General features: G+C 67.1%; 13 protein-coding genes and 2 pseudogenes. 7 read left to right on the top strand and 8 right to left on the bottom strand.

The genetic code is table 11. From position 1 onward, the window contains the following. The first annotated feature begins 183 nt into the window (after positions 1-183). The 3 genes and pseudogenes from J1902_RS05095 (at position 184) to J1902_RS05085 (ending at position 1,622) form a co-directional block, all read left to right on the top strand. Entirely contained in the window at positions 184-657 is a 474-nt protein-coding gene (locus tag J1902_RS05095; RefSeq protein WP_207615171.1) for an Lrp/AsnC family transcriptional regulator, read from the top strand. Positions 658-812: 155 nt separating this feature from the next. After that, positions 813-986: pseudogene (locus tag J1902_RS05090) on the top strand (DUF4383 domain-containing protein); the annotation flags it as partial. A gap of 99 nt (positions 987-1,085) precedes the next feature. Next, positions 1,086-1,622, top strand: a complete 537-nt coding sequence (locus tag J1902_RS05085) for a hypothetical protein (RefSeq protein ID WP_242701629.1) — start codon at positions 1,086-1,088, stop codon at positions 1,620-1,622. A gap of 111 nt (positions 1,623-1,733) precedes the next feature. On the opposite strand, the gene J1902_RS05080 is transcribed toward J1902_RS05085, so the two are convergent. Together J1902_RS05080 and J1902_RS05075 are read right to left on the bottom strand one after the other, a co-directional pair. Beyond that, complete coding sequence (locus J1902_RS05080; RefSeq protein ID WP_207615285.1) at positions 1,734-3,341, bottom strand: monocarboxylic acid transporter; 1,608 nt, start codon at positions 3,339-3,341, stop codon at positions 1,734-1,736. A 5-nt stretch (positions 3,342-3,346) separates the two neighbouring features. After that, positions 3,347-3,727 (bottom strand): DUF485 domain-containing protein, encoded by a 381-nt coding sequence (locus tag J1902_RS05075; protein ID WP_207615169.1) that lies wholly within the window; start codon positions 3,725-3,727, stop codon positions 3,347-3,349. Positions 3,728-3,944: 217 nt separating this feature from the next. Between J1902_RS05075 and J1902_RS05070 the strand changes: the two genes are divergently transcribed. From J1902_RS05070 to J1902_RS05055, 4 genes are read left to right on the top strand one after another with little or no spacing between them, the layout of a single operon-like run. Beyond that, positions 3,945-5,132, top strand: a complete 1,188-nt coding sequence (locus J1902_RS05070) for a sensor histidine kinase (protein ID WP_207615168.1) — start codon at positions 3,945-3,947, stop codon at positions 5,130-5,132. 23 nt (positions 5,133-5,155) lie between these two features. Then, complete coding sequence (locus tag J1902_RS05065) at positions 5,156-5,875, top strand: LytR/AlgR family response regulator transcription factor (RefSeq protein ID WP_207615167.1); 720 nt, start codon at positions 5,156-5,158, stop codon at positions 5,873-5,875. Next, positions 5,872-6,231, top strand: coding sequence for a DUF485 domain-containing protein (locus J1902_RS05060; RefSeq protein ID WP_207615166.1), 360 nt, complete (start codon positions 5,872-5,874; stop codon positions 6,229-6,231). Before J1902_RS05065 ends, J1902_RS05060 begins: the two co-directional genes overlap by 4 nt. Continuing rightward, positions 6,228-7,694 carry a sodium/solute symporter gene (locus J1902_RS05055; RefSeq protein ID WP_207615165.1) on the top strand — a complete coding sequence of 489 codons (1,467 nt, stop codon included), beginning with the start codon at positions 6,228-6,230 and terminating at the stop codon, positions 7,692-7,694. The genes J1902_RS05060 and J1902_RS05055 overlap by 4 nt, the downstream gene beginning before the upstream one ends. 33 nt (positions 7,695-7,727) lie before the next feature. Here the strand turns inward: J1902_RS05055 and J1902_RS05050 are convergent, their stop codons facing one another. From J1902_RS05050 to J1902_RS05025, 6 genes and pseudogenes are all read right to left on the bottom strand, one after another. Beyond that, positions 7,728-8,312, bottom strand: a complete 585-nt coding sequence (locus tag J1902_RS05050) for a DivIVA domain-containing protein (RefSeq protein ID WP_207615164.1) — start codon at positions 8,310-8,312, stop codon at positions 7,728-7,730. Between the two features lie 22 nt (positions 8,313-8,334). Continuing rightward, positions 8,335-9,270, bottom strand: a complete 936-nt coding sequence (locus J1902_RS05045; protein ID WP_207615163.1) for a phosphatidate cytidylyltransferase — start codon at positions 9,268-9,270, stop codon at positions 8,335-8,337. Then, the gene (gene frr, locus J1902_RS05040) at positions 9,270-9,827 is read right to left on the bottom strand and encodes a ribosome recycling factor (protein WP_207615162.1); all 558 of its coding nucleotides are present in this window, start codon (positions 9,825-9,827) and stop codon (positions 9,270-9,272) included. The genes J1902_RS05045 and frr overlap by 1 nt, the downstream gene beginning before the upstream one ends. 103 nt (positions 9,828-9,930) lie before the next feature. Then, entirely contained in the window at positions 9,931-10,668 is a 738-nt protein-coding gene (gene pyrH, locus J1902_RS05035) for a UMP kinase (protein WP_207615161.1), read from the bottom strand. Positions 10,669-10,809: 141 nt separating this feature from the next. Continuing rightward, entirely contained in the window at positions 10,810-11,646 is an 837-nt protein-coding gene (gene tsf / locus J1902_RS05030; protein WP_207615160.1) for a translation elongation factor Ts, read from the bottom strand. 120 nt (positions 11,647-11,766) lie between these two features. Then, positions 11,767-11,950: pseudogene (locus tag J1902_RS05025) on the bottom strand (30S ribosomal protein S2); the annotation flags it as partial.

Below are 11,950 nucleotides of genomic sequence, written 5' to 3'. Positions count from 1 at the left end.
TACCTTCCGCGTCGTTTTCGCCGGATCCTGCAGGCCTCGTGGACCCGCGCAAACCAGCCCCGGGCGCCCTCGCCCGGGATAATTGTGACCCTACTCACAACGCTCAATGGGCACAACCACCTGCGTAGAAGTTGAGCATCGTGCACTGTTTGAGCTCGCTACTCCGTGCTAATCTTGCGCATTATGCAACCCTTGGATGTCACTGACAAACGCCTGCTTTCGGCCATGGCGAAGGATCCGCGCGGCACTGTTGTGGCTCTGGCCCAGAAGCTCGGACTGTCGCGGAACACGGTGCAGGCCCGCATGGCGCAACTCGAAAAGAAGCATGCGTTCCTGTCCTTTGAACGGCGCATCAATCCAGTGGCCCTGGGCTATCCGCTCACGGCCTTCATCTCGGTGCACGTCCAGCAGCAGAAGCTTGCTTCGCTGGCCCAGGACCTGGGAGCCATTCCGGAGATCCTGGAGGGTTTCGGCCTGACAGGCTCCGCCGATCTGCTGCTGCGCGTGGTGGCCCTGGATGCCGAGGACCTGTACCGCATCAACGGCAAGATCCTTGCCTGCGATGGCGTCGAACGGACCGATACCGCCCTGGCCATGCGGGAAATGATCCCTTACCGCGTCCAGCCGCTGCTCGGCCTGCGCTCCGCAGCGGGCTGAAACCAGCGCGCGGTGCTGTAGGCGCAACGAAACCGGCTGAAAATCACACCCATCCAAGCCGGAGCATGCTCCGAATCACTGGGTGAGAGCCCCGCCCGGGGCTCCAAGGACCGGCCGGGTTCACCCGGCCCCACCGGAAGGTTCGGACCATGCGCGTGGGCGGCGTGTACCTGCTGGTCGGCATCCTGGGACTCTTCCTGGTGGGCTCCTCGCTGAACATCATCGCGCTGAACGGCGCGGACAACGTGCTGCACCTGGCAAGCGCTGTGGTGCTGCTCGGCGTCGGGCTTTCCCAGGACAGGGTTCCGGCCCGCACCGCACACGCCTGAGCCGGCGGGCCAAGCACCAGGCCTGGAAGCAAAGCCCCCGACCCGACCTTGGGGGCGGCCGTCACCTTGCTGGCAGGCTTTGCCGGGATGGCGGCCGGGATGGTGGAACTGTCCCTGGCCGCCGGCTACCTTGCCGGAAGCCAGGGGCAGGCTTCCGGGCCCCTCGTCCCGGCCGGCCTGCATCCGGCAGCGGGAACGCTGGGGCTGATCTGGGGCCTGTCGCTTCTGCTGTGGTCGCTGCTGGGCCTGCACGGCGGCCGGATCCGTTTCGCGGCACCTGCGGCCGCGGCCCTTGCAGCGTCCGCAGCTGTGCACCTCATGGCTCTGGCCGTGGGAATGAAACTGCACCTGCTCGACGCCGGGCACCTTGCCGCCTTTTTCCTGGCGCTCCTGGCTCTGGGGTCGGCAGCCTGGCTGCGCCGACAGGGCGCCGGACCGTCCGGTGGTAAAGCAGCCGATGGCGACACGGCCGCGACTCCCCTGCACGCCGGTGCGCTGCTCGGCGCCGCCTTTGCTGCCGCCGTCGTGGTTTCAGCGATCGCGACGCCGGGACTCGCCGCATCTTTCGCCGGCCAGCATGCCTTCCCGCACGGCGGGCATATGGTGGAGCGGGCAATCCCGGGCCACGGCCACTGAGCCAGCCCGCCACTGAGCCAGCCCCGCGCAGCGCCCTCCATCGCTCGCCGCCGGGCACAACGAAGCCCTCCCGCACCAGGATGCGGGAGGGCTTCGTGCTGCCGTTTCCGGTTAGTGGTCCACGGCCTTTTCGGCGCCCACTCCGGTCAGGGAACGGACCTCCATCTCGGCCTGCTTGGCGGGGTCTTCGCGCCGCTTGTCCAGCACGGTGCCGAGCCAGCCGAGGAAGAACGCCAGCGGGATGGACACGATGCCGGGGTTGCTCAGCGGGAAGACCGCGAAGTTGGCGCCGGGGATCATGGACGTCTTGGCACCGGAGACCACCGGGGAAAGTGTGATCAGCAGGATGGCCGAGGCCAGACCGCCGTACATGCTCCAGACGGCGCCCTGCGTGGTGAACTTCCGCCAGAACAGGGAGTAGACGATGGTGGGCAGGTTGGCCGATGCCGCCACCGCGAAGGCGAGCGCCACCAGGAAGGCCACGTTCTGGCCATTGGCGAAGATGCCACCGAGGATGGCCAGGATGCCGATGACCACCACGGTCCTACGGGCAACCTTGACCTCGGTGCCGGGGTCTGCCTTGCCCTTGGAGATGACGTTGGCGTAGATGTCGTGGGCGAACGAGGCCGCTGCGGTGATGGTGAGCCCGGCCACGACGGCCAGGATCGTGGCGAAGGCGACCGCGGAAATGAAGCCCAGGAGCAGCGGGCCGCCCAGATGGAACGCCAGCAGCGGGGCTGCCGAGTTCACGCCGCCGGGGGCGGACTTGATGGTCTCGGCCCCCACCAGGGCCGCGGCGCCGTAGCCCAGGACCAAGGTGAAGAGGTAGAAGAGACCGATCAGCCAGATGGACCACACCACGGACTTGCGGGCTTCCTTCGCCGTGGGCACCGTGTAGAAACGCATCAGCACGTGCGGGAGGGCTGCCGTGCCGAGCACCAGGGCCAGGCCAAGGGACATGAAGTCCAGCTTGGATGTCTCGGACTTGCCGTACTGCAGGCCCGGGTTGAGGATGTTCGGATTGTTGGCCGCATCAGCGGCCGCGCCGAGCAGATTGGACAGGTTGAAGCCGTAGATGGACAGGACCCAGGCGGTCATCACGGCGGCGCCGGCGATCAGCAGGATGGCCTTGATGATCTGAACCCACGTTGTGCCCTTCATGCCGCCGATCAGCACGTACATGATCATGAGGGCCCCGACGACGATGATCACCAGGGCTTGTCCGCCCCAGTCGCTGATGCCCAGCAGGAGGGAAATCAGGCTTCCGGCGCCGGCCATCTGGGCCAGAAGGTAGAAAAAGCAGACGGCCAGGGTGGACAGGGCGGCCGCGATCCGGACCGGGCGCTGCCGGAGCCGGAAGGAGAGGACGTCCGCCATGGTGAACTTGCCCGTGTTGCGGAGAAGTTCCGCGACCAGGAGCAGTGCCACCAGCCAGGCCACCAGGAAGCCGATGGAGTACAGGAAGCCGTCGTAGCCGTTGATGGCGATGGCACCGGTGATGCCGAGGAAGGACGCTGCCGAGAGATAGTCCCCCGCGATGGCGGTGCCGTTCTGGGAGCCGGTGAAGGAGCGGCCGGCGGCGTAGTAGTCCGCCGCCGTCTTGTTGTTCCGGCTGGCCCGGAACACGATCACCATGGTGACCAGGACGAACAGGGCGAAGATGCCCATGTTCAGGAGCGTGGTGTCTTTGAGCGCGCCAACGTTGACCGCAGGGACCATTCCGTTCACTTCGCTGCCCCCATCACTGCGTTGCCGTCCCTGTCGAACTCGTGGCCTTCGATCTCGTTGCGGATCTCGGCGGCGATCGGGTCCAGCTTCCGGTTGGAGTAGCTGACGTACCAAGCCGTGATGCCGAAGGTGGTGGCGAACTGAAGCAGGCCCAGGACGAGCCCGACGTTGATGTTGCCCCAGACCTTGATGGACATGAAGCCCACCGCGTAGTCGGCCAGGAGAACGTAAGCGAAGTACCAGAGCAGGAAAGCCACTGCCATGGGGAAGACAAAGCTGCGGTGACGGGTTCGCAGCGCCTTGAAGCGCTCCGTCTGCTGGACTTGCTGGAAGTCCACGGACGCCGTCTCGTCCTGGTGTTGGGCTCCATTGCCCATGGTTCCTCCTGATTGTGAATTGTCCACATCAGCTCCACACGCCCTGCCAATGTGACTGCAATCACTATCGAACGTGATGCGGGCCGCATTCCAGAGGGGCGCGGGGCAGCGTCGCTCAGCGGTCACGATGCTGCGCCCAACGGTGGGTTTCGGGGCCGTTGGGCGGCGCCCTGGCCATGCCACGCCCGGTCCGCGGCGCATTGGTTACGCTGGACTTATGCCCGACTCCCCGCTTTTCACCGTCGCCGCGATCGCCGTCATCGTCCTGGCCGTCGCCGTCGTCGTCGGCGTGGGACTCAAGGTGATGCGGTCCTTCCGGGACCTGGGCACGGACGCCGAGCGGGCCACCTACAACACCCTGCACGCGGCGTCGCGCGCAGGGCAGCATCTGCGCGGCGGGCTGCAGCCCGCCGGTGCCGCCAAGGCAAGCAAGCAGCTGCGGACCCTCCTGGGCTGCGAGGCCCTGGCCATCACGGACACCGGCTCCGTGCTGGCCTGGGACGGCGCGGCCGAAGAGCTGCGGCCCTCACTCATGCGGCTCGCCGCCGAGGTCCTGGCCACCGGACGGACGGCCGTGATTCCGGCAGCGAAGGAGTCCGCCCACGGCGACGCCGCCTACAGCGCCGTCATCGCGCCCATCCGGGCCGGTTCGCGCGTGGTGGGCGCGGTGGCCGCCTTCGCCCCCAACGCCGGCGCCGGGCTCGTCCGGGCCACCGGCGAGGTGGCCGACTGGATTGCCGCGCAGCTGGAACTGGCCGAACTCGAATCGTCCCGGACCCTCCTCATGGAGGCCGAGGTGCGGGCCCTGCGCGCCCAGATCAGCCCGCACTTCATCTACAACTCGCTCAACGCCATCGCCTCGTTCATCAACACCGACCCCGCCCGGGCCCGGGAACTCGTGGTGGAGTTCGCCGATTTCACCCGTTATTCCTTCCGCCGGCACGGCGACTTCACCACCCTGGCCGAGGAACTGCGCTGCATCGACAGGTACCTGCTGCTCGAGCGGGCCCGCTTCGGCGAGCGCGTGCAGGTCAGCCTCCGGATCGCCCCGGAGGTGCTCAGCACGGTCATCCCGTTCCTCAGCCTGCAGCCGCTGGTGGAGAACGCCGTGCGGCACGGCCTCGAAGCCAAGGAAGGCCCCGGGCACATCACCATCTGCGCCAACGATTCCGGCGCGTTCGCCGAGGTCACCATCGAGGACGACGGCGTGGGCATGGACCCGGAGCATCTGCGCTCGGTCCTGGCCGGGCACAGCGACGGCGACCACGTGGGACTGCGCAACGTCGACGCGCGGCTGCGCCAGGTCTATGGGGACGAGCACGGGCTGGTCATCGAAACGGCCCTCGGCGAGGGCACGCTGATCACCATGCGCGTACCCAAGTCCCAGCCGGGACACGACGCCTGAGAGGCCGGCGCTAGTCTTTAATCATGATCAACGTGCTCGTCGCCGACGACGAACTTCCCGCTGTGGAGGAGCTCGCCTTCCTGCTGGGCCGGGACGCCCGCATCGGGGCCATCCACCGGGCATCCTCGGGGGCCGAGGCCCTCCGTACGCTGGAGCGGGAGAGCGTTGACGCCGTCTTCCTCGACATCCACATGCCGGCCCTCTCCGGCCTGGACATCGCGCGCGCCATTTCGCGCAGCAGCAACCCGCCCGCCGTCGTGTTCGTCACCGCGGACGAGGACTGTGCACTGGAGGCCTTCGACCTCGCGGCCATCGACTACCTGCTGAAGCCCTTGCGCGCGGAACGCCTGGCCCGCTCCGTGGACCGCATCAGCGAGTTGCTCAAGGACGGCACCCCCGCGCCGGAAATGATCACCGTGGAGCTCGGCGGCACCACGCGCATGATCCGCCGTGATGACATCAGCTACGTCCAGGCCCAGGGCGACTACGCCCGGCTGCACACCGCCGAGGCCAGCTACCTGATCCGGGTGCCGCTCAGCGACCTCGAACAGCAGTGGGCCGAGGCCGGCTTCATCCGGATCCACCGTTCCTACCTGATCGCACTGAACCATGTGGGCCACCTGAAGCTTGCCGCGGCCCGTGCGAGCGTCACCGTAGCCGGCGCCGAACTGCCCATCAGCCGCCGCCACCTGCCCTCAGTGCGGGACAAGCTGCAGGCCACTCGCATCCGGCCGCAGGGATGACGCGGGTCAGGGTCACGGCCCCGAGGTCCTCGGCTGCCGCGCCGGCCCGCCTTCCGTACTCCCGCGAGCTCGCCGAGAACTCCGACGTCGGCCAGGTGTTCGTCCGATCTCTCATCCGGTCCCAGCTCCGGCTCGGGCTCGTGGTGGCGTGCGGCTTCCTCGTGATCGTGGCGGCCTTCGCCCTGGTCCTGGCGTTCGGCCCCGGGGTTGCCGGGACCCGGATCCTGGGCATCCCGCTGGACTGGCTGCTGATCGGCGCGGGCATCTACCCCGTGATCGGCCTCAGCGCCTGGCTGTACAACCGGGCTGCCGCACGGAACGAGGCCCGGTACTGCGATCTGGCGGAGGACAGGTGAACCCCGCGGTCGGCCTTGCGGCCTTCGTGGCGGTCTCGCTCGCGACGGCGGCCATCGGCTTCTATGGGCTGCGCATCTCCCGCACCACGAGCGACTTCTACGTCGCTTCGCGGACAGTGCCGCCCTGGTGGAACGCCTCGGCGATCGGCGGCGAATACCTGTCCGCCGCGAGTTTCCTGGGCGTGGCCGGCCTCATCCTGCTCTCCGGCACCGATGCCCTGTGGTTTCCCGTGGGCTACACGGCCGGTTATCTCATGCTCCTGCTGTTCGTCGCCGCTCCCCTGCGCCGCTCCGGCGCGTACACCATCCCGGACTTCACCGAGGCCAGACTCGAATCCAAGGCGGTACGGCGGGTCACCAGCCTGGTGGTGGTGGCCGTCGGCTGGCTCTACATCGTCCCGCAGCTGCACGGCGCGGCACTGACCATCCGGATCAGCACCGGCCTGCCTTCCTGGGTGGGTTCGGTGGCGGTGGTTGTGGTGGTGTGCCTGACGGTGGTGGCGGGCGGCATGCGCTCCATCACCTTCGTGCAGGCGTTCCAGTATTGGCTCAAGCTCACCGCGCTGGCCGTGCCCGTAGTGTTTTTGCTGTTGGTGCTGGCCGGCGGACAGACGGAGGCCGCGGCCGGGTTGGAGGCCAATCCGACGCAGCTGCCCGCCGCCGGCCCTTACCAGAACATCTCCCTCATGGTCGCGCTGCTGTTCGGCACCCTGGGCCTGCCGCACGTCCTGGTCCGCTTCTACACGAACCCGGATGGGCAGAGCGCCCGCCGGACCACGCTGATAGTGCTCGGCCTGCTGTCCGTCTTCTACTTGTTCCCCACCATCTCCGGCGCCCTGGGCCGGGTGTTCGCCCCCGAGCTCGCCCGCAGCGGGCAGGCGGATGCCCTGGTCCTGCTGCTGCCGGGCCGGCTGGTCGGCGGCACGGCCGGTGAGCTCCTCTCGGCCTTGGTGGTCGCCGGTGCCTTCGCCGCGTTCCTGTCGACGACGTCGGGCCTGGTGGTCTCGCTCGCCGGCGTCATCAGCCAGGACGTCCTCGGCGGGAGCGTGCGGGGCTTCCGCCTCGCGGCGCTGCTGGCCGCCGTCGTGCCGCTCGGCTTCGCGTTCCTGACGGATTCGCTGGCCCTTGCAGCGAGCGTCGGCCTCGTGTTCGCGTTTACGGCATCCACGATCTGCCCGGTGTTGTTGCTGGGGATCTGGTGGCGCGGGCTCAGCGACGCGGGTGCCATCGCGGGAATGGCCACGGGTGCGGTCCTGTGCGGCGGCGCCATGGTCTCCAGTGCCCTGCTGGGCCCCGGCAACTCTCCGGTATGGCTGGCACAGCCCGCCGCCTGGACCGTCCCCGCGGCCTTTGCCGTCATGGTCCTGGTGTCCCGTGCCACGCGGAAGCGGGTGCCCCGCAACGTGGTCCGCGTCATGACGAGGCTGCACGTTCCCGAGCGGCCGGTGGCCACCGAACGCTGAGCCAGTCCAGGCCATGCTGGGCCGGGGCTGTGGCTAGTCGATGGCCGCCATGAGTTCGACGGCGCGGTCCAGGAAGGCATCGACCTGGGTCTCTTCGTAGCTGTCCTGTCCCTTGGCTGCGCGGAAGACCGCCCGCCGGACGGCGTCCACGCTCAGTGGCTGGTCCTGCTCGAGGTAGCCGATGAGTTCGACGCACAGCCCGTCGACATCTTCGGTGTTGTAGCCGCGGACAGAGTTCTTGGCGGGGTGGCGGAAGCGCGCGCCGTCGGGCCGGTGCAGGCGTCCGCGCAGCACGCCAGAGAGCTTGCCGATCTCCCGCAGCCACGCCTCCTCACCCTGCTGGCTGATGAGTTCGTCACGTTCGCGGCGTGCGAAGGCATCTTCCAGCCGGTCCAGGGCCGAGTCGACGCTCGCCGGGTCATAGCCGCCCTTGACCGGGTCAAAGGTGACCGCCCGGACGTCGGCACTGCCAGGCGGGTGGGCGGTGCGGGCCGGGTCCTCGAACGCCACGCGGGCCCGTTTGAGGAACTGGTCCACCTGCTTGGCGTTGTAGCCGTAGGTGCCACGCTCCACGCGCTCGAACGTTGCCGGAATCTGGCGCCGAATATCCAATGCCACTACCTATCCTTCATGAGGGGTGTCAGACGCCGCTCAGCAGCGCAAAGAGAACAAACGCCACGGGGGCCGCGAAAACGATGGAGTCCAGCCGGTCCATCACTCCGCCATGCCCCGGCAGGATGCTGCTCATGTCCTTGATGCCAAGCTCGCGCTTGACCATGGATTCGGCCAGGTCCCCGGCCGTTGCCGCGGCCACCATGCCGACGGCCAGAACCAGGCCCACCCACCAGGGCTTGTCCAGGAACAGCAGACAGGCCAGGACACCAATGACCATGGCGCCCGCCACGGAACCGGCAAAGCCTTCCCAGGACTTCTTGGGGCTGATCTTGGGTGCCATGGGGTGCTTGCCGAACAGTGCGCCCACAATGTAGCCGAAGGTGTCATTGGAGACCACCAGCAGAAGCATGGTGACAACCTGCCAGACGCCTACGGGAATGCCCTGCGGCCAGAGGCCCACGGGGGTGGCGCCTCCTGTCGCATGCAGCGGAAGCACTGCGAAGCTGATCATGAACGGCACCCAGGCCAGCGTGAAGACGCCCGCGAAAATGCTTCGCGGGGCACCGGATGCGCTTTCGATGGAACGCCACAGCAGCACCGCCACGCTGCTGGCCAGCATGGTGAACAGCAGGCTTTCCAGGCCGCCGAAGTAGGCAGCCACGGGCATGGCACCGCTGCCGGTCATCACCGGGATGATGGGCAGCCGCGTGCCGTGGCTTTCAAGGGCGCGGAAAACCTCCCAGACGCCCAGGACCGCGAATCCGGTGGTCAGCAGCACGAATCCGAGCGGCAGGAACAGCAGCCCGCCCAAGACGGCAAAAAGCATGGCCAGCCCGACGCCGATGGCGGCCGGAAGATTCCGGCCAGCCTTCGGCGTCGGGTTTTCCCGCGGGCGCCTTTCGCGTTTCCGCCGTTCGCGTGTCGGGACCCGTTCAGCGGGCGCCGGCTCTGCCTGGTTCATCAGACCTCGAGCAGCTCGGCTTCCTTGCGCTTGAGAAGCTCGTCGATGCCGTCCACGTGGGCCTTGGTGAGGGCGTCCAGTTCCTTCTCGCCACGTGCGCCCTCGTCCTCGCCGGCTTCGCCGTCCTTGACAAGCTTGTCCAGGGAGTCCTTGGCCTTGCGGCGGATGCTGCGGATGCTGACCTTGGCGTCCTCACCCTTGCTCTTGACGATCTTGACGTATTCCTTGCGGCGTTCCTTGGTCAGCTCCGGAATGGTCACGCGGATGACGGTGCCGTCGTTGGACGGGTTGGCGCCGACCTCGGAGTCGCTCAGGGCCCGCTCGATGTCGCGCAGTGCTGTCTTGTCGTAAGGGGTGATGAGGATGGTGCGTGCATCCGGCACCGCGAAGGAGGCCAGCTGCTGCAGCGGCGTGGGCGTGCCGTAGTACTCCACGATCACCTTGCTGTAGAGGCCCGGGTTCGCGCGTCCGGTGCGGATGGTCGCGAAGTCCTCCTTGGCCACCTCGACAGCCTTGTCCATCTTTTCCCCGGCTTCGAGCAAGGTTTCTTCGATCACGGTTTCTCCTCAGAAATAGTCGCGTCCCGGGGCGCGGGCCGCGGTACACAGTAAAGATCCGCCTCTGCAGGCGGAATAGGTCCTGGAAATATCCTAGCCCTTGCTACGGGGTGACCAGGGTTCCCAGCTTTTCGCCGAGGATGGCGCGGGTGACGTTGCCCTCGCCTTCCATGCCGAACACCACCATGGAGAGGCGGTTGTCCTTGCACATGGTCATGGCGGTCTGGTCCATGACGCGGATGTCGCGGCGCAGGGCGTCGTCGTAGCTGAGCTTTTCGAGCTTCTCTGCCGTGGGGTCCTTCTTGGGGTCTGCCGTGTAGACGCCGTCCACGCCGCTCTTGGCCATCAGGACGACGTCGGCGTGCACCTCGAGGGCGCGCTGGGCGGCGACGGTGTCGGTGGAGAAGTACGGGAGTCCGGCGCCGGCACCGAAGATCACCACGCGGCCCTTCTCCATGTGGCGGATGGCACGGCGCGGGATGTAGGCCTCAGCGACCTGGCCCATGGTGATGGCGCTCTGGACGCGGGTTTCCACTCCGGCCTGCTCCAGGAAGTCCTGGAGTGCCAGGCAGTTCATGACCGTGCCGAGCATGCCCATGTAGTCGGCGCGGGAACGGTCCATGCCGCTCTGCGAGAGTTCGGCGCCGCGGAAGAAGTTGCCGCCGCCGACGACGATTGCCACCTCGACCTCGGAGACGGCGGCAGCGATCTGCTTGGCGACGGCGCGGACGGTGTCCGGATCAACGCCGAGCTTGCCGCCGCCGAAGACTTCGCCGGACAGTTTCAGAAGTACACGACGGCGGGTCTTCTCGGGCTGGATTGCAGTGTTGACGGTTTCCATGGTGCCTCCCGTTGGTGGACTCTGGCTAGATTATCTTGCTGTGGGCCCAGGCAGATACCGCCCGGGCCGGTGCACGCCCCGGGAATGCCGGTGCATGCAAAAGGGGCGGCCACCGAAGTGACCACCCCTTTTCATGTCTTACTAGCTTCCGACGCGGAAACGAGTGACTGCAGTTGCCTTCACACCGGCTTCTTCGAGAACCTGTGCAACGGTCTTCTTGGAATCCTTGGCGAATGCCTGGTCAACCAGAACTTCACCCTTGTAGAAGCCCGTCACGCGGCCTTCCACGATCTTGGCGAGTGCGGCTTCCGGCTTGCCTTCGGCCTTGGCGGTCTCCTCGGCGATGCGGCGCTCGGACTCGACCAGCTCGGCGGGAACGTCGTCGCGGGTCAGGTAGTTCGGAGCCATGGCTGCAACGTGGACAGCGATGTCGTGCGCGGCGGTAGCAGCAGCTTCGCCTTCACCGTCAACAGCGAACAGAACGCCGACCTGGGCCGGGAGGTCCTTGGAGGTCTTGTGCAGGTAAGCGTCAACCGTGGCGCCTTCAACGCGGGAAATGCGTCGTACGACGACCTTCTCGCCGAGGACAGCGCCCTCTTCGACGACGATCTCGGAAAGCGGCTTGCCGTCAACCTCGGTGGCCAGCAGGGTTTCGAGGTCGGCAGCGCCGGACTCGACTGCAATGGTGAGAACCCGGTCGGCCAAGTGGATGAACTTGTCAGCCTTGGCGACGAAGTCGGTCTCGCAGTTGACCTCGATCATTACGCCCACGCCGCCGGTGACCTTGGCAGCAACCAGGCCCTCAGCAGTGGAGCGGCCTTCGCGCTTGGTAGCGCCCTTGAGACCCTTGATGCGGATGATCTCGATGGCCTTCTCGGCGTCGCCGTTGGCTTCGTCGAGAGCCTTCTTGACGTCCATCATGCCGGCGCCGGTGCGCTCGCGCAGGGCCTTGATGTCAGCAGCAGTGTAGTTCGCCATGTGAACCCCTCTGTCTAGAAATTGTGTGATTACGGACTGACAGGACGGCCGCCCACCGTGTGGGCCGCCATCCTGTCAGTAGCCCCTAGCACCGGAACCGGTATTAGGGAAGGTCCAGATTTACTTGCCTTCTTCGGCTGCAGCTTCAGTTGCTTCTGCGGCCGGAGCTTCTTCAGCTGCGGGAGCTTCTTCAGCCGCCGGAGCTTCTGCAGCCTTGCTGCCTTCGAGGAGCTCGCGCTCCCACTCGGCCAGCGGCTCTTCCGGGGTCTCTGCAGCACCGGTTGCACGGCTGTGGCGAGCGATC

It is taken from the genome of Arthrobacter cavernae (assembly GCF_017368795.1).
Taxonomy (GTDB): domain Bacteria; phylum Actinomycetota; class Actinomycetes; order Actinomycetales; family Micrococcaceae; genus Arthrobacter; species Arthrobacter cavernae.
Note: the sequence above shows the minus strand (reverse complement) of the source record. Positions and strands in the feature narration are given on the sequence as shown.

Bases quoted from the DNA above. Each gene is read 5' to 3' on its own strand.
- J1902_RS05095 (WP_207615171.1), top strand. From the start codon at position 184: ATGCAACCCTTGGATGTCACTGACAAACGCCTGCTTTCGGCCATGGCG.
- J1902_RS05085 (WP_242701629.1), top strand. From the start codon at position 1,086: ATGGTGGAACTGTCCCTGGCCGCCGGCTACCTTGCCGGAAGCCAGGGG.
- J1902_RS05080 (WP_207615285.1), bottom strand. From the start codon at position 3,341: ATGGTCCCTGCGGTCAACGTTGGCGCGCTCAAAGACACCACGCTCCTG.
- J1902_RS05075 (WP_207615169.1), bottom strand. From the start codon at position 3,727: ATGGGCAATGGAGCCCAACACCAGGACGAGACGGCGTCCGTGGACTTC.
- J1902_RS05070 (WP_207615168.1), top strand. From the start codon at position 3,945: ATGCCCGACTCCCCGCTTTTCACCGTCGCCGCGATCGCCGTCATCGTC.
- J1902_RS05065 (WP_207615167.1), top strand. From the start codon at position 5,156: ATGATCAACGTGCTCGTCGCCGACGACGAACTTCCCGCTGTGGAGGAG.
- J1902_RS05060 (WP_207615166.1), top strand. From the start codon at position 5,872: ATGACGCGGGTCAGGGTCACGGCCCCGAGGTCCTCGGCTGCCGCGCCG.
- J1902_RS05045 (WP_207615163.1), bottom strand. From the start codon at position 9,270: ATGAACCAGGCAGAGCCGGCGCCCGCTGAACGGGTCCCGACACGCGAA.
- pyrH (WP_207615161.1), bottom strand. From the start codon at position 10,668: ATGGAAACCGTCAACACTGCAATCCAGCCCGAGAAGACCCGCCGTCGT.
- tsf (WP_207615160.1), bottom strand. From the start codon at position 11,646: ATGGCGAACTACACTGCTGCTGACATCAAGGCCCTGCGCGAGCGCACC.